This is a genomic window from Clostridium cylindrosporum DSM 605 (assembly GCF_001047375.1).
Taxonomy (GTDB): domain Bacteria; phylum Bacillota; class Clostridia; order Clostridiales; family Caloramatoraceae; genus Clostridium_AB; species Clostridium_AB cylindrosporum.
Genome location: NZ_LFVU01000026.1, coordinates 175,074 through 199,985 on the forward strand (window position 1 = coordinate 175,074; position 24,912 = coordinate 199,985).

The window sequence follows — 24,912 nt, forward strand, 5'->3', positions numbered from 1 at the left end:
ATTTTAAACAGACCGGTTGGTCTAGAGGAGGTAGATTATATGAATACAAAGTCAATGATTATAGATATTGCAACGACCCTATTCCAGCAAAAAGGATATAAAGGGGTAGGGTTAACCGAAATCTTAAAAGCATGTGATATTTCAAAGGGTTCACTTTATCATCACTTTCCAAATGGAAAGGAGGAATTATTAATCGCATGTCTTCAATCTCTAAATGATTTTATTACTAGAGAGATTGTGGAGATTTTTAAGAAGTATCCTACGACAGAGGAGGCTACTAGGGCAACTATTGATAAGCTAATTCTTGATTTCGAGACTAAGGGAACAATTACTGGATACACATTTAGTAGTATTGTTAGTGAAATGGCTTCACTAAGTGACCCAGCAAGAGAGGCATGTGCTAATCTATATCATAAAATACAGGATATATACTTTAATAAGTTATTAGCAGATGGATTTGAAAAAGAGAAGGCGAGTTCAATTGCTCTTATGATGACAGCTTCTATAGAAGGTGGAATGATGCTTTGTCTAACAGAAAAGGCGACAACTCCACTAAAAGTTATTTCACAGGTTATAACTAATCTATTAAAGGAGTTTTGATAAATGAATCAATCAAACATAGAATCAATAGCTGAAAAGCAATATAAAACAGGGCAAATAATGGCAGCACTTTTAGTTGCAGGATTTGTTGGGCTTTTTAGTGAGACAGCATTAAATATTGCATTAGGTGACTTAAGTAAAATATTTAGTGTAAATGCTACAACTATTCAATGGCTAGCAACAGGCTATTTTCTAACACTAGGTATTTTAGTACCTGTTACAGGTATATTGATGCAAAAGTTTACTACTAGGCAAATGTTTATAACATCAATACTTTTATTTATATTAGGTACAGTTTTAGCAGCAGTAGCACCTGCATTTAGTATTTTGCTACTTGGACGTTTTATTCAAGCAGCGGGGCTTGCTATTAATTTACCTTTAACTCAAAACGTTATTTTTACCATTTTCCCTCAACATAAAAGAGGGGCGGCTATGGGAGTTATGGGTCTTGTAATGCTTGCAGGTCCAGCGCTAGGGCCAACACTTGCAGGACTTATTTTAGATACATTATCATGGCATTGGGTTTTCTTATTTACACTACCTTTTTTACTGTTTTCTCTTATATTTGGATATATATATTTGCCGAATGTTAACAAGGTGAAAAAGGTATCAATTAATATATTTTCACTTGTTCTTTCAACAATAGGATTTGGTGGCATAGTTTACGGAGTTAGTATAGCAGGAGAAGCTGGATGGACAAGTTCAAGTGTTATTGCATCAATTGCAATTGGATTTGTAGCATTGATATTATTCTGCACTCAACAAAACAAAATGGAGAATCCTATGCTTAATCTAAAAGCATTTAATTATCCACTTTTCCTTCTTGGAGTTTTCATGAGTTTTATAACATTCTTTAATATGTTATCACTACTTGTAGTTCTGCCAATGTATATGCAAATGGCACTACTTATTGCTTCATTTACAACGGGGCTTATACTTTTACCAGGTAGTTTGCTTAATTGCATACTAGCACCGAAAATAGGTAGATTATTTGATGAATATGGACCTAGGGCAGTTATTACACCTGGAACGATTTTAGTAGCTATTGCATATTCAGTATACTCACAGTTTGATACACATACAGCTTCATGGGCGATTGTGTTAACTCATATAGTAATGATGCTTGGAATAGGAATGGTGCTTGCATCGGTACAAACAAACACGCTAAATTCTCTTCCAGCTAAATACTACCCAGATGGAATAGCATTAACCCAAACAGTCCAACAGATATCAGGGGCTATAGGTATCGCTGTTATGGTATCTATTTTATCAGCAAAGCAAAATGCCTATCTAGAGGTGTTTTCGAATAATATGCCCTTGGCAGTGACAGAAGGGTCTACGCTAGTATTTAAAATAGGCTTACTACTAGCAATTATTAATGTTGTACTATCATTATTCATAAAAGACCCAATTAAAGAAAGAGGAAAATGTTAATATAAGTTGAAATTTATGCTCCTACCTAACAAAAATTAAAATATGAATGTTAGGTAGGAGATTTTTTATTATAAATAACTATAGGCAACTAATAGGATATATATAACATTAATACAGTATTTTGTATAAAATTTAATTGACACAGTAAATGGTGAATAGTAATATATAGAATATAATAAAACATATATGTTTAGTAGGGATTAATTAGATACAGTGTGGAGTACTAAAAAGGTTATTGAATATAGGGGGGTAAAATATGAAAAAATTTACTGATTTTAAATTATCCACTAAGTTAGTTATAAGCTTTATGGTTATGATCATTTTAATAGGGATGATAGGAATAATTGGGGTTATAAATGCAAACAAAATGGGTAATGCCTCCGATAAAATGTACAATAATAATATTGCATGTATAGTATCTATTAATCTTATAGATAAGAATATATCTAAGATTAACCTAATTCTACAGGAAATAGCTAAAGTTAAAGATTCCAATGAAGTTAATATGATGAAAAGTGATATTGAAGCCCTCAAAGAAGAAAGTAATGATGGAGTTAAAAAGTATAAGTCAGGAATTATAAGTGAAGAAAATAATTCTATGTTTTTAGACTTTGAAGAAAAGTTTAACATATACAAGAAACAAGTAGATGAATATATAACATTTGTATTAGACAGTAAGACTTTAGAGGCTTCGGATAAGCTTTCAGAGGTTAAACAATCAGGGGCTAATATGGATATGAAGTTAGAGGAGTTATTAAGTCTAAATAATAAGTGGGCAGAACAAAGCATGGCATCGAATAAGGCATCACTTAATAACATAATTATTTCATCAATAACTTTTACTGTATTAGGTGTTGTTATATCCATAGTATTAGCTGTTTCTGTAATAAGATTAATAACAAAACCTTTAAATAAAACTAGGGAGTTTGCAGATAGACTAGCAGAATATGATTTTTCGACTCCCCTTGATATAAAATCTAAAAATGAATTTGGTTATATGGCAGATGCATTAAATAGAGCTAGGATTAATGTAGCCTTTCTAATAAAAGATGTTATAAATAGTGCAGACATAATTAGTAATTCAAGTGCAGAATTATCAGCAACCGCAAGTGAAGTATCCTTAAAACTAGAGTCTGTAAATGAATCAGCTATACACATAAATGGTATGATACAGGAAACAACTTTTATAGTAGGAGAGGTAGCAGCTTCATCAGAGGAAGTAGATTCTAATGTGGAAGGTCTTGCAAGTAAAGCTAGTAATGGAAATGCAAGTTCTATAGAGATAAAAGAAAGAGCTTTTAAAATTGAAGAGGAAAGCAAGAAAGCCTTTGAAAATACAAGAAAGCTTTATGATATAGTAGAAAAAGAAATAATAGAGGATATTGAAAGAGGAAAAGTTGTTGAAAAAATTATATCTATGGCAGATACAATAGCAAATATATCTAATCAAACTAATTTATTAGCACTTAATGCATCAATAGAAGCAGCAAGAGCAGGTGAACTCGGTCGTGGATTTGCAGTTGTTGCAGATGAAGTTAAGGGTCTTGCACAAAAGTCCGCTGAAGAGGTTACAAATGTAAAGGATACTATAGAAGAAGTTCAAATGGCATTTAAAAGTTTATCAGGAAATAGCAATAAACTTCTAAGATTTATAAATGAAAATATTCTTCCTCAATTTGAGGAATTTGTAGAGGTAGGAGAGACCTACGGTAAGGATGGAGATTTTGTAAATAGTATGTCTGAGGACTTAGCACTAATGTCAGAGGAAATTTCAGCAACAATTAACCAGGTTGTAAATAATATACAAAGCATTTCAGAGGATGTATTAAGATCTTCACAGGATGTTGCAAGTATCCAAGAGGGTATTAGCCTTTCAAGTGAGGCAATGAACCAAGTAGTAAATGCTGCAAGTCAACAATCAGATTTAGCACAAAGTCTTAATGAAATGATTGCTAAATTTAAAGTTTAAAATATAGTAAAACAAAGGAGTCTATTCTAGCATTTAGAATAGACTCCTTTTGTAATTAAGAAAATATAGTTTAAATTAAATCATCTAAAACGTTAACTGTAGTTTGTTCATTTTCATTAATAGGAATAACTATACAGTTTTGACCATCAATTATTTGAGATTTTATTTGAGGTACTTTTTCAGATTTTACTTGAAGTATAACGTCATATTCAGGAGTAACTTCATTATCTTCTGAAGTTGCATCTTGAGTTTCTTCTGAAGTAACCTCTGAAGCTTCCTCTAAGTTAGTTTCTGAGTCCTCTCCTATAACTTCTTCTAAGTTGGCCTCTGAATCTTCTTCTAAAGCTAGATTATCATCACTAACTTCTGTAGGCTCTGTAGGCAGGGAAGCTTCATTAGCTGCAGCAGCTTCTTGCTTAACCTCTTCAAGTCTAGTTTGAAGTATTTCTACCTGCTTTAAAAGATTCTCTTCCTTTTTTCTTTGCTCATTTGCTTTAAGCACCTTTGGGTCAATTAGACTTTCTGCTAAAGGAAGATCATCACCAAAACTCTCCACATAGTATTTTTCTATTTTAGCAGTAGCTTCTTCTGGAACACCACTTTCTATTAAAATATTTTGCATAGCATCCTTTGTTAAGGTGATAGGTTCAGAGTCTAGATCATCAGACATAGAACTATATTCATCTATCATATTGTTTAGGTTTTCTTGTATTTCCATAAAAACTTTTTCAGACTCTTCATCATCAGCACTAACTGAATCTTTGATAATTGATTGGAATGTTTCCTTTTGTATAGTAGCTGTTTGTCTTGAATAACAGCCTAATACATTTTCCATTAATTCAGGATGTGTATCCTTTGCATTTTTAGTGTAATACATAACAGAATTAACATCTGAACTACGCTCAATAAAGGCAGGAAACACAAAGCCATTACTTGGGACATCAACTACCCAATCACGATCTCGTGCTGCTATTTTGTTTTCTTCTTCAAAGTATCTAAGACCAGCATTTGAAAGTGAAACAGGACATATTGCACATAGCACATATTCATATACTTCTTCCGATTCATCTATCTTTGCATTATCACTTGTTTTAGTAATAACATCATAGGCATCATGAAAAACAAGTATTAAAAAGTTATCAGAGCAAACATAGTTATCTATAATTAGTTGGTAAAAACTATCAAGGACAGAGTCATCCTTTAATTGACTGTTTCTAAGATGTAAAAGTGAAGATTGACTTTCATTTGTAAGGTCTTCATTCATAGGAAAGTTAAGCTCTAAAATATTATTGCCGATAGTCCCAGAGAGCACTTTTTTAGCGATTTCTAGGTACTTATAATATTCATCCTCTTCTAAGTTTAGAAAGGTTTCTCTAAATTTAAGAAGAATATTTTTTTCTCCATTAACATAGCAGCCACACATTTTGGTGAAGGTGCAATGATCCTTTTTTAAACGTCTCTTAAGTTCAAGTATATCTTTTTTTCTCATATATAAACCCCTCAATCTAGCATTTTCTATTCTAGGTATTAATCGATATGTATCATTATTAAGTATAGTATTTTTTTACATTTAATTAAAGATTTTATTAGATGAACTTAAACAAGATGATATGAAAACAATGAGCATTAAACTTTTAAAACAATATAGTTAAGGATCTAGTAAGCCTTATGGTAAGACCAACCACAACTAAAATGTTATAGTGGATTTTTATATTTATAAGGCAATTAACAAATTAATATTAGGTTTAATATAATGTAATATTAATTTAAGGAGAAGTTATAATGTATGATGGTATAAAAAAAGATTATAAGCCAATAGGGCCAAAGAATTTATATGCTTACTTTATTGAAAAGAACCCAGTTACTTCATTTAATCCTATAAGTGTATACCCTAAAATAAGTGATAGTGCATTTGTAGGACCATTTTCAAGTGTAATAGGTGATGTAACAATAAAAGATAATGTATTTTTAGGTGCTAGTGTAGTGATAAGAGCAGATGAGGGAAGCCCATTTTATATAGGTCATAACTCTAATATACAAGATAGAGTAGTATTACATGGACTAAAAGAAGCTAAATACTTGGTAAATGGTAAAGGATATTCAATATTTATTGGAGATAAAGTAAACATAGCCCATGGAGCATTAATTCATGGCCCAGCTGTTGTAGGAAGTAATACATTTGTTGGGTTTAATGCAATTGTATTTAACTCTATTGTAGAGGAGAATTGCTATATTGATACTGGAGCAATAGTAACAGGGGGAATAAGGATAGCTGCAAATAAATATGTTCCAATTGGTGCTATTATAAATACCCAGGATAAGGCAGATAATCTTTTAGAAGTACCAAAGGAACAATCAGATTTTTCAGAAAAGGTTAATGATATTAATGTAGAGTTTTCACAATCCTACAGCTTAAAATTTGGGGATATGAAATATGGGTTTTAGTTAAGATTTTTAATATAAATGTCTAGGTACAATTAAGTCCTTTGATAATATATAATTAGAAGCCCTGTAATTTTTTAATCCCAGGGCTTCATGCTTTATAAAGTGTATGAATAATAAGCATACTATGGGCACTATGAAGAATACAGCTTTGGAATATACATATCTTTCATACAAAAACGACCATATTTCTATATTATTCCATTGGATAGTGATTGTGTTAAAATAGAAATAATAACATTAATAACAGAATTTATTAGTACATATAAAATGAAGAAGTAATATAATGAAAATTAAATATAGGGGGATATATTATGGCAGTATATAAGTGTAGTGTATGTGGATATATTCACGACGAATATAAACAAGAAAAGCTATTTTCACAAATAACAGAATGTCCTATTTGTAAGCAGCCAAGAAGTGTATTTGAAGAAATAGAAGACAATGCTGTGCAAGGGATAGATAAGGTTACAGATGTAGTATCTGAAAATGAAATAGATCTGTCATATCCAAAGGACTATGAACGCGTGGATAAAGAGTGTAGATATATGTCAGAGATACATAAGATGGCAGTGACTGGAGAGCCTATTATAGAGGCAATGGGAACACAGATGACAATGCCTAGCTGGGATGATATTTTGATTTTAGGAGCTCAGTTAAATCCGCCACCACTAGAGGAACATGCTCCTGTTAGCACTACAACAATAATAGGGAAAAATGCAAAGAAACCAATGATATTAGAAAATCCAGTTTATATTTCTCATATGTCATTTGGAGCATTATCAAAGGAAACTAAAATAGCTCTTGCAAAGGGAAGTGCAATGGCTAAAACTGCAATGTGTAGTGGTGAAGGTGGGATTCTACCAGAGGAGATGAAGGAATCATATAAGTATATATTTGAATATGTACCGAATCTTTATAGTGTAACAAAGGAAAACCTACAAAATGCAGATGCAATAGAAATTAAAATAGGTCAGGGAACAAAGCCAGGTATGGGTGGTCACCTGCCAGGTAATAAGGTAACTAAGGAAATATCAGAGATTAGAAATAAACCAATAGGTGAAGACATTATAAGCCCTTCTAAATTCCCAAGTATTAATACAAAAGAAGATTTAAAGGAGCTTGTTTCAAGGCTTCGTGAAGAGTCTGATGGAAGACCAATTGGTATTAAAATTGCAGCTGGACGTATTGAGAAGGATATGGAATACTGTGTATTTGCAGAGCCAGATTTTATTACTATAGATGGAAGAGGCGGTGCAACAGGTGCTAGCCCTAAGATAATTCGTGATTCTACTAGTGTTCCTACAATATATGCTTTATATAGAGCAAGAAAGTATTTAGATTCTGTAGGTTCAGATATTTCTCTTGTAATAACAGGGGGACTCAGGGTATCCTCTGACTTTGCAAAAGCTATAGCAATGGGAGCAGACGCAGTTGCAGTAGCATCTGCTGTACTAATCGCAGCGGCTTGCCAGCAGTATAGAATTTGTGGAACAGGTATGTGTCCTGTTGGAATAGCAACTCAAGATCCTGAACTTAGAAAAAGACTAAAAGTAGATGTTGCAGCTAAAAGGGTTGGGAATTTCTTAAATTGTTCATTAGGTGAACTTGCTACATTTGCTAGAATAACTGGACATGATAACATACACCATATGAATGTTGATGACCTATGTACAATTAACAGGGAAATTTCAGAGTTTACAAATATAAATCATGCATAGGGAAATAAAATATGAAGTTAGATTAAATTCTCTAACTTCATATTTTTATATACAGTATTAGTAGTAGTGTTAATCTAAAGTTTTATATCCTCTAAGACTTTCTTTATATCAGCTATTATTAAATCCTTTGTTAGGTGATAACGCTTATATAATTCTTCAAGTGATACGCTATCTGTAAATTCCTTAGTAGCACCAAAGTTTAGCACTCTAATATCTTTATCAGAATAGAATCTTGATATCATTTCACCGAATCCACCATCAAGTACTCCATCCTCTAATGTTATTACTACCTTATGGTTGTCTAGAAGACTTGTTAGTAGTTCTTCATCTACTCCAGTTATAAATCTTGGGTTTATTAGTGTAGCATTTATTCCGATTTCTTTTAATCTTTCATGTACCTTTGCTCCTAGATGATAGAATGAGCCAAGTCCAAGAATAGCTACCTCATTTCCATCTTCAACCTTTACATATTTATTTAGTTCACTAAAATCAGCTTTAACCATATCTCCAGTTGAAACTACATTCATACGTGGAACACGAATAGCCACTGGATGCTTATCCTGTTCAATACCCCATTCCATCATTGCAATATATTCTTCCTTAGTAGTTGGAGCGAGGTATATGATATTTGGTATGTTTGATATTAGTGGGATATCAAATACTCCTAGATGAGTTACATCTGAAGCAGTGATTCCACCTCCATGAACCATAATCAATGCTGGGTTATTGTTTATAGCAAGGTCTTGAGATAGTTGGTCATAGGTTCTTTGTATAAATGAGCTTAGGAATGATACTACAGGTTTTCCCCCTCTTTTTGCTATACCTGATGCAAGCGCTATTGCATGTTCTTCAGCTATACCAACATCTACATATTGGTCTTTAAGTTCATATCTAATTGGATTTACTCCAACTATACCTGGAGTTGCTGCATTTATTGCTACGATGCTTTTATCTTTTCTAGCTTTCTCAAGTAGAAACTTACCTGTTATATCTGTGTAGGATTCACTTGATTCAAACTTTACTAAAGGTTCTTTGGTTTCTAGATCAAAAGGCATTACCCAATGGAAAGATTCCTTATTTACCTCTGCATCTTCATATCCTTTACCCTTTATAGTTTGCATGTGAATTACTACTGGATGATCTATATTCTTAACCTTTTCAAAGATCTCTATTAATAACTCAAGGTTATTTCCATCCTTAATGAAATAGTAATCAAGTCCTAATGTTTTGAAGAAGTTATTTTCTGCTTTTCCTTCAGTTTCGCGAAGTAAAGCTAGGTTTTGATATAGTCCTCCGTGATTTTCTGCTATAGACATATCATTGTCGTTTACTAATATTATTATGTTGCTTCCAAGTACCGCTGCGTTGTTTAGTCCCTCGTATGCTTCTCCACCGCTTAGAGAACCATCTCCGATTATGGCTACTATATTTTCATTGCCACCTTTAACATCACGACCTTTAGCAAGTCCACAGGCTAAACTTATTGAAGTTGATGTATGACCTATTGTAAAGAAATCATGTTCACTTTCCTTAGGTGAGGTATATCCTGCAACAGTTCCAAACTTTTCAGGATTTATAAATGCTTCCTTTCGTCCAGTTAATATCTTATGTGGGTAGGTTTGATGTGAAACATCATAAACAAACTTATCTACTGGAGAATTAAATACATAATGAAGTGCTATAGTAGCCTCTACCATGCCTAGGTTTGGCCCAAAGTGTCCTCCAGTTGAACTTACCTTTTTGATTAATACATTTCTTATTTCACTTGATAATAAGTTTAATTCATCCTTTGATAAAGACTTTAAGTCACTTGGTTCATTAATATTGTTTAATATGCTTAGTTCCATATAAGTCCTCCTTATATAAATATGTAATTAAGTATGTTATCCCATAGCTTAGTACTGCTAAGATGTTGGATAACGACCTCTAAGTGTGAGTTAAAAACCCCACTGATTGAAGAATTCTGTTTATGTTATATCAAAGAGTATAACCCCTAGAGTTAACTCTAAGTCAATATATTTTTATTTATAATATATTGTGAAAAACCCTGTAACTTTTTAAGTTACAGGGTTTTATGATTTGTATATGCTTTTTTAATTAAGAAAGAAATCCGATAAATCCGTAGATAATTCCAATGTTTATAAAGTCTATGAACAATGATCCTACTATTGGTACTACGAAAAATGCAGTCTTTGAATATACGTATTTTTCAGTAACTGAATTCATATTTGCCATTGCATTTGATGCAGAACCCATTCCAAATCCAGTTAAACCTGCTACCATTACAGCGGAGTCATAGTTTCTTCCCATAATTCTATAGGATACAAACATACCATAAAGGTACATCATTATACATTGAGCTAAAAGCAGAACTAGCATTGGAAGCGCTAGATCTATTAACTGCCAAAGCTTTAGTGTTATAAGTGCCATACCTAGGAATAGGTTTAGTGATACTTCTCCAATTACTTCAATTTCTTGCATATGAGTTTTGAAAAGATTTGAGCTGTCAGAGATATTTCTTATAACAGCTGCTACAAGCATTGCCCCTATATATGAAGGGAAAGCTACTCCAGTAACCCATTGTCCAACAAATTGATTTAAAGCAGTAGTTAAATAAGTTCCAAGAGCCATAGCTATTATTATTTGAAAGAAAGCCATGCTAAATTTATTAGTATCTAGTGTAGTTTTCTTATTTTCTACAAGGGATAAATCAATATTATTATCTTCAGAAGTCTCAGTCTTTTTCTTATTTACTAGATCATCCTTGATAATTAGGCGGTTTGCCATAGGACTACCAAGTAGAGAACCTGCTACAAGTCCAAATGTTGCTGCTGTTAAAGCTACTGTTAGAGCCTCAGGATATCCAAGGGCCTCAATGCTAGGTGCTACAGCTGCTGATGTACCATGTCCACCAGTTAAAGCTGGAGATGCAGTAAGTAGTGCTAGAAGTGGATTAATTCCTACGACTTTAGCAAGTCCAACAGCTACTACATTTTGAAGAACTGCAAAAACCGCTGCTATAAGTAGAAATATAAGTACTTTCTTGCCACCGATTTTAAGCATCTTTAAGCTTGCATTAAATCCAATAGTACAGAAGAACATAATTTGGAAAAATGTTTGTAATGTTGTATTGAATTCAAATGAAGCAACATTACTTTGTCTTAGAATCATATGGATAATTGAAAATATAAGTCCTCCAATTACCGGTGAAGGTATTGCGTATTTAGAGAATAAACTAACTTTACTTTTAACTGCCTTACCAAGTAAAAGGAAAATTACAGCCAATCCCATAGATTGAATCATATCTAATTGAATTGTCATTTTAAAGCCTCCTAAAAGCTACGAAAATTTTTTTGAATCATTTTAATAACCTAAGATTTTAGTTCTATATAAAAGCCTATTATAGGTGTAGTGTATAGAACTATATCGCTATGTTATTATATGAATAATAGGGTATTATTGTCTTGGTCTGACTATATTAGACAAATAATTTATAAGTTCGACATTCTGTATAATAATTCATTTTTAATGTAAAGTCAATTAAAGGTTTAAATTTATGATATTAATCTAAAAAGGCTACATGTATTTAATATACATGTAGCCTTTGAATAGTATTCCTTAAGTTAATGCTTTTTATATCTCCATGTTTGATATAATGTCGTCTATAGATACGTTTTCTAGTCCCTTAGGTATTTTAAAGTTAGGATTATCAAGTTCTCCTCCAAGACTCTTAAGAACCTGAATTGCTTTTTCAGCATCAGCTTCACTTGTCTCAACAATTACACAGCAATTAACATCTGCTATTTCCTCGAATCCTCCCATTCCACTAGCCATAGGACTTGCGGCTAAAAGAGGGTTAGGATCATCATTCCTCTCTGATCCTAATACAAGTCCAGAAAGGTTAGGTGCACTTTGTGTACCAGCCATGTTCGTAGTTACATTTCCAGTAACATAGTGATCATTTATATCTACATAAGCATTGGAAAATCCAGTGCTTTTCAGTTCTCTTACAGCTTGGTTAGCATTTTTAAATCCTTCAAAAAAGCACTTTATTTTCAAAGAAATCACCTCTCATATTCTAATGACATTATGTCATATTCATATAATATTTTCTCCATAGAGTTATTATAATATGCAGTATTTTTTCCAAGTTACTTAAAGTATAAATAATCTACTTTAGGTTATAAAATAATAACAAGGATTGTAGGGAAGTTATAGTTTTAAATATATAAAGGCGGTGAACAAATGAAAAAGGTATCTAGTATTAATTTAAAGTTTATATTAATAATTATTTTACTTATAGGAGTTATAGTAGGTTCTTTCACAATAAATTTTAAAGGTAACAGTGAAACACAAGCAACTTTTAAAGCGCAAAACATTAATGATATTATCCCAAAGCCTTTAAGTTATAAAAAAGGCGCAGGTAAGTTTATACTAAAAAAAGATGCTTTAATTTATGTAAAGGGAAATAGCGAAAAAGAAACAGAAGAAATTAGGAAAATTGCAGAATTTTTAAGAGGAAAATTAAAGCCTTCAACAGGTTTTGAGCTAAATATTATTAAAGGAGATAATCCTCCAGCAGGTAGTATTTATTTAACTACTGTAGGAGGAGAAGAAGGCATGGGCAATGAAGGGTATAGAGTTATAACCACTCCTGAAAAGGTTGAAATAATTGCATATAAGCCAGAGGGACTTTCAAGGGGAGTTCAAACATTAAGACAGCTACTACCACCTGATATTGAGAAAAGTGCTGTAGTTACTAATGTGGAATGGAGTATTCCAGTTTCAACAATAGATGATAAGCCTGAATATGGTTACAGAGGATTAATGATTGATGTAGCTAGACATTTCTTTACTGTAGATGAAATTAAGCGTCAAATAGATCATGCAGCTCAGTACAAAATAAATAAAGTTCATTTACACCTTAGCGACGATCAAGGATGGCGCTTAGAAATAAAAAAATGGCCAGACTTAACCACTATAGGTGGAAGTACACAGGTTGGTGGTGGACCTGGAGGGTATTATACACAGGAGCAATTTAAAGATTTAGTTAAATATGAATCTGAGAGATATGTGGAAATAATTCCTGAGTTTGATATGCCAGGTCATAGCAATGCAGCATTAGCTTCCTATGGATTTCTAAATCCAGATGGTAAAAAGAAGCCTTTATATACAGGTACAAAGGTAGGATTTAGTTCTTTTATGACACGTGATGAAAAAACATATGCATTTATTGATGATGTAATTAGGGAAGTTTCTGAAATATCACCTTCAAAATATATTCATATAGGAGGAGATGAGGCAGAGGCTACTAAAAAGCCAGAATATGATTATTTTGTAGGTAGGGTATCTGAAATAGTTAAGAAGTATGGAAAAACTCCAGTAGGTTGGGACCCAATTGATACATCCTCTACAATAGATTCAAGTGTAGTACTTCAAAATTGGAAGGATTCAAATACAGTAGCTAGAGAAAAAAATATGAAGATGATTATATCAATTGCGAAAAAGGCTTATTTAGATATGAAATATAATGAAAATACACCATATGGACTAAACTGGGCAGGGTACATTCCAGTAGAAACTGCATATAAATGGGATCCTACTGATTATGCTCCAAAGGAATTAGTTTTAGGTGTAGAAGCACCATTATGGACAGAAACAATTGCTGATGTAAAGGCTATGGACTATATGATATATCCAAGATTATTAGGTTATGCTGAAATAGGCTGGACACCTAAAGCCTCTAGAGATTGGAATGAGTATAAGATTAGACTGGAAAAGCAAGGTGAAAGAATGAAAAACCAAGGAATAAATTACTACAACGATAGTAGTATATGGGGAACTAAATAAGAATAATTAAAAAACAGTCTGAAGAAAGTATTTATCAGACTGTTTTTATTTTGATATATCCTAGCAGGAATAATTAGGGTTATCATACAAATGAACTAGTATAATTTTGATATAATGAAGATAAAGTTAAGACTTAATAATAACTATAGAATTTTGGAGGGTGTTTATGGAATTCGAAGATAAAGTTGTAGTTGTCACAGGTGGAGCTACAGGGATTGGTAAAACTATATGTGATGAGTTTAGAAAAGCTGGAGCAATAGTTTGTACAATTGATAAGGATAATAATGAATACTTCCTAGGTGACATAGCTGATGAAAGAACACTTAAAGAATTTGCTGAAAAGGTGATTTCAGATTATGGAAGAGTAGATTGCCTAATAAACAATGCAATGCTTAGTAAAGGCGGAATATTAGACTGTTCCTATGATGATTTTAATTATGTGCTACGTGTAGGAGTTAGTGCGCCATTTATGCTTTCAAAGCTTTTTTCTGAGCATTTTACACCAGGTGCAAGCATCATAAACATATCTTCCTCCCGTGATAGGATGAGTCAGCCTAATACAGAAAGTTATACTTCAGCTAAAGGGGGCATATCAGCTTTGACACATGCTTTAGCAGTGAGTTTTTCTGGGAAGGTACGTGTAAATTCAATATCCCCAGGTTGGATAGACAATTCATTTACAGTATATGATGATGCAAACGCATACCAACATCCTGCTGGTAGAGTAGGAAATCCAATAGACATAGCAAATATGGTTCTTTATTTGTGTAGTGATAAAGCAGGGTTTATTACAGGTGAAGATATTTGCATCGATGGAGGTATGACAAAACAGATGATTTATCATGATGACCTTGGGTGGAAATTAGATTTATAAGGAATGATTAATTATGATAAAAGTAAGTAATTTAAGAAAAAATTATGAGGTATACAAGCCTAAATACTCTGGTATTAGAGGATACATATTTAAAGAGAAAACAGAGGCTCAGGCTATAAAGGACATAAGCTTTGAAGTAGGAGCAGGTGAGATAGTAGGCTATATAGGTACTAATGGAGCGGGAAAGTCAACTACTGTAAAGATTCTTACAGGAATACTATCATCTACAAGTGGAGATATATCTGTTTGCAATATGGATCCATTTAAAATGAGAAAAAAGCTAGCTCGAGAAATAGGTGTGGTTTTTGGTCAGAGAAATCAATTGTTTTGGGATTTAACAGTTAAGGATACCTTTGAATTTAACAAAAGTATATATGAAATACCAGAAGGTGAATTTAAAAAACAACTAAATGTATTAAATGAGTGCTTTGACCTTGATAAAATATACAATAAGCACGTAAGAAGGCTTTCACTAGGACAAAGAATGAAGGCTAACTTTGCGCTAAACTATCTTCATAAACCTAAGATAGTATTTTTAGATGAGCCTACAATTGGACTTGATTTAGTTATAAAGAATTCTGTAAGGGAGTTCATAAAATACGATAGCCAAAAAAACAATACAACAGTTATGTTTACATCCCATGATATCTCTGATATAGATAGGATCTGCTCAAGAGTTATACTTATAGATGAGGGTAAAGTTAAGTATGATGGTGATAAGGATAGCTTAGCTACGGAATTTGATAAGTTATATTCAATAGAAATTAAGTTTTCAAAGGATATTAGTAAATTAGAAATAGAGAATTTAACTAGCTTAAAAGGTGTCACAGGAGCCCAGTTAAGCGGTGAGAATAGTATATTAATTAATTTCAATAATAACATAACAAGTCATATTTCAATAATAGATAATGCACTTAAAACCTATGGAGATATGGTTATAGACATTGATATTATAAGGCCTCAATTTGAGAAAGCTGTTTATGAGCTATTTCAAAGTAGGGAGGGGAAAAATGAATAAGTATATGAAGCTTATAGCTATGAGCTTTAAAGAAAACACAGTCTATAGGTCAAAGGTCATTTTATATATTATAGGTGGACTCATTCAAGTTTTTATGTACTACTATATATGGAATGCGGTGTTTGATAATGGTGGAAATGTAATTGGAGGCTATTCACGACTGGAATTTATAACATATATAATAGTATCATTTTCATTATCAGGGGTAATGCCAAGTTCAGTATCTAATGCCCTGTCAAAGGACGTAAGGACAGGAGACATAGTTTCATTAATGACTAAACCTATATCCATAGACTATTACTACTTATTTTATAATATAGGAGATGGGATTATCACAGGTATATTTATGGGACTTCCACTATTTATTATAGGATATTTTTATTTAGGGGTAATGCTACCTTACAATATACTCACATTTATAATAAGTTTAGCTTTAGGATTTGTTGTGGTTTTCTATCTAAACTTCATAATTGGACAACTTAGCTTTTTTACAACTAGTGTAGTTGGCATAGTTATAGCATATCAAAGCGTATCTATGTTTCTTTCGGGAAGTATAGTTCCACTTAGCCTACTGCCAGGTAGCGTTAGAACAGTTATAGAGGTACTTCCATTTAAGTCGGGATTTTCTATTCCCTTAAATATATACCTAGGTAAAATATCCGGAGAAGAAGTAGTGTATAATATTTTATTTCAAGTGATGTGGATATTTATATTGAAATTTCTCTCCGATAGAATATATAAACTTGGACTTGAAAAGAATTCAATATTAGGTGGATAGTATGAAAAATTATTTGAAAATTATTATGAAGATAATAAAGGTAAAGTTTTTATCCTGTTATGAATATAGAATAGACTTTTTCACTGGGATAATGTCCTCACTGGTGGTTCAGGTTACGAATATTTTGTTTTTATATATTATATTTGATAAGATTCCAAGGCTTAATGGATGGAGTCTTTATGAGACAGCTATATTGTCCTTTTCTGTAAGTCTTGCTATAGACTTTTATAAGCTTATATTTTCAGGATTAACTTATTTTCCTGATTATTATGTAAAGAGAGGACATTTTGATATTATTCTACTTAAGCCGATAAATGAGCTTTTGTTTCTAATTTTAGAAGGTATGCTGTTTACTAAGATATCAGGTATAATAGTTGACCTCATAATTCTTTTTATAGGGGTTAGTGGTGCAGGTTTTGGTATTGCGGAGTTTTTCGTTTTAGTTCTTACTAGCTTTATAGGGTCTTTAGTTATGGGAGCCTTACTTATCATATTTTGCTATATAAGTTTTTTACAACAGAGGTTTTTGCAGCTATAAAGATAATCAGCAATGTATGTGAGTTTTCTAAATACCCGGCTACAATATATCCAAATGCTATAAATGTTTTATTTACCTTTATACTTCCTTTATTTATAGTTGGATTTATTCCAGTTAGCTACTTTAAAGGTAGTGATATTACTATATTTATAGCACCTGTTTTAGTATCAGTAGCAATTATTGCACTAGCCTTAGTTCTTTGGAAAAAAGGACTTACAAAATATCAAAGTACAGGATCTTAAATATAAAAAGGACTTACTAAAATGTAGTAAGTCCTTAAATGTTTCACCTATCTATTAGTAAAACCGTTAAAGTGAACCTTGTCATACAGTAAATCATTATCTTCATAGGCCTTTTTATCCTCAGCTGGATAGCCTACTGCTATAATGCATTCCACTGCATAAGTATCAGGAAGATTAAACAGGTTCTTTACATAGTCCTCTGACATTCCTTCTTCACTAAATCTTTGTCTAGTTTGAATCCAGCATGAACCAAGTCCCATAGAATGTGCTGTAATATGTATTATAGATGCTGCAATAGAAGCGTCTTCTATCCACACGTCAGAGCGTTCCGTATCTGCAATTACTACTATGCACAGTGGTGCTTCTTCTAGAAACTGACTTCCATGCCTTTTACTTTGGGATAGTTTCTTAAGCAGCTCTTTATCTGTAACAGCTATAAATTCCCATGGTCTTTTGCTTCTAGATGATGGAGCTAAAAGTGCAGATTTTAAAAGTGTATCTACTTTTTCCATTTCTATTTCTTTATCTTGATATTTTCTTATGCTTCTTCTTGATTTTAATAATTCAATCATTTTAAAAACCTCCTATAAAATTAAATCCCTTAAAATATTAAAAATAATTATAGCATAAGTGGCGTAGATTTTTTCAAGGTCTTCATAGGTATCATACAAAAATTTGTACACATTTATTTTATTGAAAGGGGTAGAGAAACCTATATCTCTACCCCTACTTAATATATTAGTTTTTGATATCTGATTTAAGGAATGTAATAAAGCTTGCTACTATAAATATCACAGATAATACTGCAAGCTGAATTGCTCCAGATTTAACATCAAGTGTAACTCCGAAGCTACCCTTCATCATATTAGCGAACTCAGGAATTAACTTAAATATTGATAGGTTAATATATCCAAGTACAAACTTTGTTATTGACCCAAGCTTAAAGTTTGCAATTATAAATGTTATAGGTAGTGAACCTAGGTATAGTATTGAGCTAAGTCCTACAGAAAGTGCAGTACTTTTTACTATAGTTGATATCATAAAAGATAGTGATATTACAAAGATAACACTGATACTTGAGAAAAGTATGTTAGAAAGTAGGTACATAAAGTAGCTTTTCTCTACAACATTTCCATCTACAACAGAAAGTACATTTATGGATAAGCTATCAAATCCCATTACAAATCCACCGGATATTACAAGAACTAAAATACTTAAAAACATTACACCATAACCAATTAAGAAAACAGATACAAGCTTTGATAGAAGAATCTTAAACCTTGAAGCTGGTCTTATTAGTAGAAGTCTAACAGTTCCCTTAGAAAACTCTGATGATACTATTCCTCCTGCAATTATTATTGATATAATAGCAGATAACATAATAAATAGTTCATATGTTGCTTTAGTCATTCCCCTAGCACCATTATCAAAGTCTAGCTGAGGGATATTATTGTTTAGGCTATACCATCCTAACTTAATGTTATCTTGATTTTTCTTCTTGTTTTCACTATAAATTTGCTTATAGTCTTCATATGTTTTTCCCATGCCCATGTACTCAGGAGGGTTCTTTCTAAACTCTTCCTTTGACATCATTGGAGTATTTAATGCATTAATACTTGATGACATTTCTTCTAAGGTATTGCTTCTCCAGTTATCTTTCTCATATGTAATTTTATTTTTTAGTCTATATTCATCTAATTTAAGTAAGCTTTTTTCTGTATTTAAGTTTTCTTTAAGTGAAGCAATTTGATTTGAAATCTCTTTTTTATTAGTATTTAGCTTCTTTTCAAGATTTGCTATTTCAGTATTAGTATTCTTTATTGTTAAATCTCTATTTTTTATAGATTTTTTCACATAAGCTATATAATCATTTGATTTAATAGTCTTTTTAATTTCTTCCTTTTCCTTAGTTAAAGCATCTTTTTTACTTTTTAACTCTTCCTTTGATAGTTTTAAGTAACTTTGCAGTTCTTCTGCTTCAATAGGGTTAGCGCTTTTAGATGCATTAGTCATTACTATATTTTCATTTATCCCATTTAAAATACTATTTATTATAACTATTTTACTTGATATTTGTGAGTAAGATAGTACCTCGTTGTTTCTCCAATCATGATAATCTAAATTATTATCAATGCTTAGTTTAACAGATTCCTTTTCAGCTTCTAAAAAAGCCTTTTCAATTTTGTTTTCAGTTTTATCAATCTTTGATAATTCAGCAATTCTAGATTCTATACTAGTTAAGTTATATTTGTGGCTATTCATCATGAAATTTTTATCGTTATTCTTAGTAGAATTTAATATTAGAGGTAATGCTAATGCGAAAATTAAAGTAATTGCTATTATTACTTTAATACTTATTTTTTTATATTGTTTAGTAAGTTCATTTCTTGTTAGATTTAAAAGCTTCTTTAACAAAATTAACCCTTCCCTTCTATATAATTTGATTTTTAGAACCCTTTGTAACTTCCATAAATTCTTCCTCAAGTGTTTTAGTTACAACAGAACCTGGATAAATATTTATTCCTTCACTAATTAAAAGCTTGTTAATTTCCAGAGTCTCCTCTCTAGTACACTTAACTAAAATTCCATCATCACACTTAGAAACATTAGTGTTGTTAAATTCTTTAATAAGTTTAATCGCTTTATCAGAGTCATCAACATCAAGAAGAAAGGTTTTTATACTTTGTGATTTATCCTTTTTAAGGTCACCTATTGTCTTGAAATCTATAATTTTTCCTTGGTCTATTATTCCAAACCTATCACACATAAGCTCCATTTCACTTAAAAGATGACTAGATACAAGTACAGAAAGTCCTTCACTTTTACATAGGTTCTTTAGAGTTTGACGAAGCTCTTTGATTCCCATAGGATCAAGTCCATTTGTAGGCTCATCAAGTATTAAAAGTTTTGGCCTATGTAGTAGCGCCTGTGCAACACCAAGTCTTTGTCTCATACCTAGTGAGTATGTTTTAACCTTGTTGTTAATTCTATTTTCTAGCTTTACTAATTTCACTATTTCATTAATTCTCTCTATGCTAATGTTTCCGTGCATATTAGCATAAAGTTTAAGGTTGTCCATTCCGGATAAATAACCATACATTTCAGGGTTTTCAATTATCCCCCCAACATTTTCTAGGGCAGCTTCAAATTCATTTTTTACATTCTTACCATTTATAATTATTTCGCCCTCATCTATGCTTAAAAGCCCTGTAATCATTTTGATAGTAGTAGTTTTCCCAGCTCCATTAGGTCCTAGGAAGCCGAATATCTCTCCTTCGCTAATTTTAAAGCTTATGTTATCTACAACTCTTTTCTTACTAAGGATTTTACTAACATTTTTTAATTCAAGTATTGTTTTCATTTATTCACCTTCTTATTTATAAATATTATATTTAATACTAGTATTAATGTACTAGTTGAATTAGTACACCTAAAACATATCATACTAGAATGAAAAATTCAATAGCCTTCTTCATATTTTATATAGTTTTTCTAAATATAGGCATTTTACCGCTATAAGTTTCTTTAATATTCTTCATAGGTGTTTAGATTTATGCCATGAGTAAGAGGAGATATAAGGGATGTAAGTTTAAAACTTTGTTTTATATTAGGTTTAAAAAGTTATTTATATTAGATATACTTTTTAAGTAGACTTACATAAAAGTGACATTATACTTAGAAAGGAAGACTTGAGATGACGTTTAATTACTTTTTTCCACTTGTTTTAGTGATATTATCTAATCTTATTTATCATATAACAGCGAAGAATACTCCTAACAATATAAATTCATTTTTATCATTAACAGTAACATATGTTGTAGGTGCTATTGTTTCAGTTTTAATGTACTTTATTATTTCAAAACCTAGTGATGTACTTAAGGATATAAATAAATTAAATTGGACTACCTATATTTTAGGATTAGTGATTGTAGGACTAGAAATAGGCTATATTTATATGTACCGTGTAGGATGGAATATAAGCAAAGGTTCTATTGTAGCAAGTATTTCTGTTGCTATTTTACTAGTTTTAGTTGGTACATTGTTTTATAAAGAGATTATAGGAATGTATCAAGTTTCAGGTATTGTATTTTGTATTATTGGACTAATTTTAATTAACCTACATTAATGTGTAATATTATTTAATAAATAAAAGGACCTGCTTCATAAAAGCTTAAGTAGACATAATAAGGTAATGAGGTGAATGCAATACAGAAGAATACTCTTTCGAATAAAAGAAAGAAACAACGGATAAAAATAAGTAGCTTAAATGACTTTAAATGTGAATTGAAAAAAGAAGGATATGAGATAAATGAACTTGATGAAGAAGGTTTTAAAAGGGAAGTTGCAAAAATATTTAAGGTAGATAATAGTGTAGTAGAGAGTTTATATACATGCATTAGTGAGGATGAGATTACCTATAGGGCAAATGATATTATGGACTTAATTGACTACATAAAGAAAATGATATTATTTGAGAATGAACATAATAGGTTATGGGAGAAAATAAGTAAAATAAAAACATTAACTGTAGATAGGATTGAATATGAACGAGAACCCAGTGTTCAAGATAATGTTGATGATTTGCTAAGAACTGTTGAAGAAGTAGCAAGTGAAGTATCTAGAGTAATAAGTGAAGAAGATAAAATTAAACTAAGAGATTTGGAAAAGGAATTAGATAAGGAATACCTTTATGCAAAGGATATTGAATTACTAAAGAAGATGGTTATTATTAAGGGGGAAGAGATAAAAGAAACATATAATACTGGAACTAGAACTAAAACAATATCTATAGAAATACCTAAAAAAGTAAACCATCAATATATTACAGCAAAGAGGGGTACTGTACAGTATCATGATTATCTAAACAATAACATACCAAGAATGCAGCGTTTAATTAAGAATATACACAAATATATAAATGTGGATGAAGAAGAATCAGACGCATATAAAATACATCAAAGTGAAGCATTGCAGGATTCTATAAACATAGCAGTAGCAGTATATGATGAAAAAGAATTTAGGGCAATCAGTGGAAGTAATGAGATAATAAATTATTGCAGTGCACCACCACTAGAAAAGGCAAACTTTAAAAGTAGTAAAGTTAATAAGTTAGGTAAACTAGGAATAGGATATGATAGAGTTAATGATAGTGAAAAAAAGATATTTGAAGAAATACACAGACAAATAGAAGAGAAATCATTGAAGAATGAAGGTAGTCTTATTTTATATAGCAAATGGAAACCATGTCCAAGCTGCTATTCAGTAATCAATCAGTTTCGAAAAAGGCATCCAGGTATAAAGGTTCAAGTAAGATATGTAAAGAAGTATGGTGAATAATAGTAGAGGAGATAGCTGAGATTTCTATAAGTTAAGGGAAAATATATATTTAATATTAGGTGTTAGAGATAGAAATCAATCTCTAACACCTTTTGTTTTGTTTGTGACTTTGGGAGATCCTGAAACCTTAACTTTAACTTCTTCTTTTTTTAGTGTTTCTTCAATGTGTTTAATTTCCTGTATCTTTTGTTTATATATAGATACATCCTCTAGGGCAACTTTGTGTTTTGTTAATTCAACTTGTTCTTCACTAAGAGGTATACGGATAGTCTCTGTAGGAGAATCTTTAAGCTTTGAGTTGTTTGAAGAAAGAACTTTCTTCTCAATTACTAGTTCTTCACGTATAACAGGTATAGTAAAACTTTTTTCTTCAGTAAATTCTTCTCTATAGATTTTTACCTCTCCTGTTTTTATTAACTTCTTTGCTATATTAAGTTGTTCCTCTTTAATTTCAAGGGTTGCACTTTTACTAGGGATATATTTTTTCTGTTTACTTGAATTTGTTTGCTGATTATACTCAGAGTTTTTATTTTCAGGGGAGTATAGAGACAAGATTGCTCCAATAAATCCACCAATTATAATACCTAATAAAGTTGCAGAAATAATTTCATTAAGAGGGATATAGGAAAATACATTATATAGTGCTGGAATAGCTAGGATGCCGAATCTGTGAAGAGCTCCTAATAATATTCCTATAATACCTCCTATTATCATTCCAAAAAGTATATCCTTTGACATACCTGTCTTTTCATGTGTAACTGATGAACTTTTAGTCATATATTTACCCTCCATTTATTTTTAAAAACACCTGCGAATCTTCGTTGAGATCCGCAGGTGTTCAAAGTTTTACTAATGGTTATTGGTTGTTACTGCTACTATCAACTACATCTGGGTTACCGATTTTGTTTACCAGAACCTCTTCACGTTTAAGAGTTTCGTCTATACGTTCTGTACTTTCTATAGTACGCTTATGAGCTGAAACCTCACCTGTTACTACTGTACGTTTATCTACATCTATTCTTTCTTCATTTACAGGAATTTTAATTGGTTCTTCGTTAGTAATACATGAATTACTTGATTCATTGTTTATGCATTTTCTTTCAATTACTATTTCTTCACGTGTTACAGGAACCTCAACTGTTTTTTGCTCTTCTATAATTTCCTTACCAAGCTCTACTTCACCTTTTTGTACACTATATTTATTAATATCTAATTCTTCTTTATGAAGACGAAGTTTTGCGTTATCACTATTATTTTGTTTTTTAGTATCATTGTCGTTGTTGAAAAGTCCACCAAATATGCTCATATAGGCACCTCCAATAAATAATAATCTTTTACTGATTATTATATTGCCCTTAGGAAGAGTATATTATTCTACATAAACCTACATATAAAAGGGAATTATAATTTTAATAATTAATTTTTATTAAAAAAGGGATTACAAGCATACCTACTTACTTTATCAATGAAGGAAGCAATTTCCTTTGGGCTTTTTACCATACCACCTTGTATCCAGTTTTGCAGTATTGCAACACTTCCATTTATGGAGTAAATATAAAGTAGTTCTAGTTCATCTCCATTATAATTACCTTCACCTAGAACTTCCTTCCACTGGGTAAGTGTTTTATCATAGGCAATGTTTATAAGTTTTTTTAAAAACTCTTTATCTCCATATTCAGAAAAAAGGATTTTACATAGTTCACTATTTTCAACAATACGTTGACATATATCTTGAATACAATTAACTTCACTATTAATAGATGATTGGATTTTATCAAAAAACTTGTTTTCGATATGTATAAGTAGTTCCTGTGGACTAGAGTAGTGTGTGTAAAATGTATTTCTATTAATGTCTGCTAGTTTACATATATCAGTTACAGTAATTTTATTTATAGGTTTTTCCTTCATAATATCTAGAAGACTTTGTTCTAGAACCATTTTCGTATATCGAACCCTTCTATCTTCTTTTTCTGATTTCATGGTTTTCTCCTTTAAGTTAAAAATTTTACTTTATTTATAAAATAATAGACAGTTTTAAAGTTATTTGTTCGCTAAGTAACAAAAATATAACTAACTGCCTGTTGATAATCGAACACTGTGTATATTATA

At 31.4% G+C, this 24,912-nt stretch carries 21 protein-coding genes and 1 pseudogene; 12 read left to right on the forward strand and 10 right to left on the reverse strand.

Translation table 11 applies throughout. The features are described from left to right. The first annotated feature begins 39 nt into the window (after positions 1-39). The 3 genes from CLCY_RS07785 (at position 40) to CLCY_RS07795 (ending at position 4,003) form a co-directional block, all read left to right on the forward strand. Entirely contained in the window at positions 40-600 is a 561-nt protein-coding gene (locus CLCY_RS07785) for a TetR/AcrR family transcriptional regulator (protein WP_048570555.1), read from the forward strand. 3 nt (positions 601-603) lie between these two features. Next, positions 604-2,034 (forward strand): MDR family MFS transporter, encoded by a 1,431-nt coding sequence (locus CLCY_RS07790; RefSeq protein WP_048570556.1) that lies wholly within the window; start codon positions 604-606, stop codon positions 2,032-2,034. A gap of 256 nt (positions 2,035-2,290) precedes the next feature. Continuing rightward, positions 2,291-4,003, forward strand: coding sequence for a methyl-accepting chemotaxis protein (locus CLCY_RS07795; protein ID WP_048570557.1), 1,713 nt, complete (start codon positions 2,291-2,293; stop codon positions 4,001-4,003). 70 nt (positions 4,004-4,073) lie between these two features. On the opposite strand, the gene CLCY_RS07800 is transcribed toward CLCY_RS07795, so the two are convergent. Further along, positions 4,074-5,492, reverse strand: coding sequence for a DUF4317 domain-containing protein (locus CLCY_RS07800; RefSeq protein WP_048570558.1), 1,419 nt, complete (start codon positions 5,490-5,492; stop codon positions 4,074-4,076). Positions 5,493-5,785: 293 nt separating this feature from the next. Here CLCY_RS07800 and CLCY_RS07805 point away from each other — a divergent pair, with 293 nt between their 5' ends. Together CLCY_RS07805 and CLCY_RS07810 are read left to right on the forward strand one after the other, a co-directional pair. Then, on the forward strand, positions 5,786-6,448 hold the full coding sequence (locus CLCY_RS07805; RefSeq protein WP_048570559.1) for an LbetaH domain-containing protein: 663 nt from the start codon (positions 5,786-5,788) through the stop codon (positions 6,446-6,448). A gap of 311 nt (positions 6,449-6,759) precedes the next feature. Next, positions 6,760-8,166, forward strand: coding sequence for a glutamate synthase-related protein (locus CLCY_RS07810; RefSeq protein ID WP_048570560.1), 1,407 nt, complete (start codon positions 6,760-6,762; stop codon positions 8,164-8,166). Positions 8,167-8,240: 74 nt separating this feature from the next. On the opposite strand, the gene CLCY_RS07815 is transcribed toward CLCY_RS07810, so the two are convergent. The 3 genes from CLCY_RS07815 to CLCY_RS07825 all read right to left on the reverse strand — a co-directional run bounded on the left by CLCY_RS07815 (position 8,241) and on the right by CLCY_RS07825 (position 12,225). Further along, entirely contained in the window at positions 8,241-10,013 is a 1,773-nt protein-coding gene (locus tag CLCY_RS07815; protein WP_048570561.1) for a 1-deoxy-D-xylulose-5-phosphate synthase, read from the reverse strand. A 250-nt stretch (positions 10,014-10,263) separates the two neighbouring features. Continuing rightward, on the reverse strand, positions 10,264-11,487 hold the full coding sequence (gene gltS, locus CLCY_RS07820; protein WP_048570562.1) for a sodium/glutamate symporter: 1,224 nt from the start codon (positions 11,485-11,487) through the stop codon (positions 10,264-10,266). Between the two features lie 312 nt (positions 11,488-11,799). After that, positions 11,800-12,225 (reverse strand): hypothetical protein, encoded by a 426-nt coding sequence (locus CLCY_RS07825; protein WP_048570563.1) that lies wholly within the window; start codon positions 12,223-12,225, stop codon positions 11,800-11,802. Between the two features lie 186 nt (positions 12,226-12,411). Here CLCY_RS07825 and CLCY_RS07830 point away from each other — a divergent pair, with 186 nt between their 5' ends. From CLCY_RS07830 to CLCY_RS14000, 5 genes and pseudogenes are all read left to right on the forward strand, one after another. Beyond that, the gene (locus CLCY_RS07830) at positions 12,412-14,016 is read left to right on the forward strand and encodes a family 20 glycosylhydrolase (protein ID WP_048570564.1); all 1,605 of its coding nucleotides are present in this window, start codon (positions 12,412-12,414) and stop codon (positions 14,014-14,016) included. Between the two features lie 166 nt (positions 14,017-14,182). Next, the gene (locus CLCY_RS07835) at positions 14,183-14,890 is read left to right on the forward strand and encodes an SDR family oxidoreductase (RefSeq protein WP_048570565.1); all 708 of its coding nucleotides are present in this window, start codon (positions 14,183-14,185) and stop codon (positions 14,888-14,890) included. A 13-nt stretch (positions 14,891-14,903) separates the two neighbouring features. Next, positions 14,904-15,908 carry an ABC transporter ATP-binding protein gene (locus CLCY_RS07840; RefSeq protein ID WP_048570566.1) on the forward strand — a complete coding sequence of 335 codons (1,005 nt, stop codon included), beginning with the start codon at positions 14,904-14,906 and terminating at the stop codon, positions 15,906-15,908. Then, the gene (locus CLCY_RS07845; protein ID WP_048570567.1) at positions 15,901-16,686 is read left to right on the forward strand and encodes an ABC transporter permease; all 786 of its coding nucleotides are present in this window, start codon (positions 15,901-15,903) and stop codon (positions 16,684-16,686) included. The genes CLCY_RS07840 and CLCY_RS07845 overlap by 8 nt, the downstream gene beginning before the upstream one ends. Positions 16,687-16,777: 91 nt before the next feature. Then, a pseudogene (locus tag CLCY_RS14000) lies at positions 16,778-17,466 on the forward strand (ABC-2 family transporter protein). A 47-nt stretch (positions 17,467-17,513) separates the two neighbouring features. Here the strand turns inward: CLCY_RS14000 and CLCY_RS07860 are convergent. From CLCY_RS07860 to CLCY_RS07870, 3 genes are all read right to left on the reverse strand, one after another. Next, the gene (locus CLCY_RS07860) at positions 17,514-18,038 is read right to left on the reverse strand and encodes a nitroreductase family protein (protein WP_048570570.1); all 525 of its coding nucleotides are present in this window, start codon (positions 18,036-18,038) and stop codon (positions 17,514-17,516) included. A 166-nt stretch (positions 18,039-18,204) separates the two neighbouring features. After that, entirely contained in the window at positions 18,205-19,881 is a 1,677-nt protein-coding gene (locus tag CLCY_RS07865; RefSeq protein WP_048570571.1) for an ABC transporter permease, read from the reverse strand. A gap of 16 nt (positions 19,882-19,897) precedes the next feature. Then, entirely contained in the window at positions 19,898-20,827 is a 930-nt protein-coding gene (locus CLCY_RS07870) for an ABC transporter ATP-binding protein (protein WP_048570572.1), read from the reverse strand. Between the two features lie 333 nt (positions 20,828-21,160). On the opposite strand from CLCY_RS07870, the gene CLCY_RS07875 reads away from it, so the two are divergent. Next, positions 21,161-21,592, forward strand: coding sequence for an EamA family transporter (locus tag CLCY_RS07875; protein ID WP_048570573.1), 432 nt, complete (start codon positions 21,161-21,163; stop codon positions 21,590-21,592). A gap of 71 nt (positions 21,593-21,663) precedes the next feature. Next, entirely contained in the window at positions 21,664-22,803 is a 1,140-nt protein-coding gene (locus tag CLCY_RS07880) for a deaminase domain-containing protein (protein WP_242844954.1), read from the forward strand. Positions 22,804-22,878: 75 nt separating this feature from the next. Here the strand turns inward: CLCY_RS07880 and CLCY_RS13490 are convergent, their stop codons facing one another. The 3 genes from CLCY_RS13490 to CLCY_RS07895 all read right to left on the reverse strand — a co-directional run bounded on the left by CLCY_RS13490 (position 22,879) and on the right by CLCY_RS07895 (position 24,783). Beyond that, entirely contained in the window at positions 22,879-23,580 is a 702-nt protein-coding gene (locus CLCY_RS13490) for a YsnF/AvaK domain-containing protein (RefSeq protein WP_242844955.1), read from the reverse strand. Between the two features lie 79 nt (positions 23,581-23,659). Continuing rightward, positions 23,660-24,109, reverse strand: a complete 450-nt coding sequence (locus CLCY_RS07890) for a YsnF/AvaK domain-containing protein (RefSeq protein ID WP_048570574.1) — start codon at positions 24,107-24,109, stop codon at positions 23,660-23,662. A gap of 110 nt (positions 24,110-24,219) precedes the next feature. After that, positions 24,220-24,783, reverse strand: a complete 564-nt coding sequence (locus tag CLCY_RS07895) for a TetR/AcrR family transcriptional regulator (RefSeq protein WP_048570575.1) — start codon at positions 24,781-24,783, stop codon at positions 24,220-24,222. Positions 24,784-24,912 lie beyond the last annotated feature (129 nt).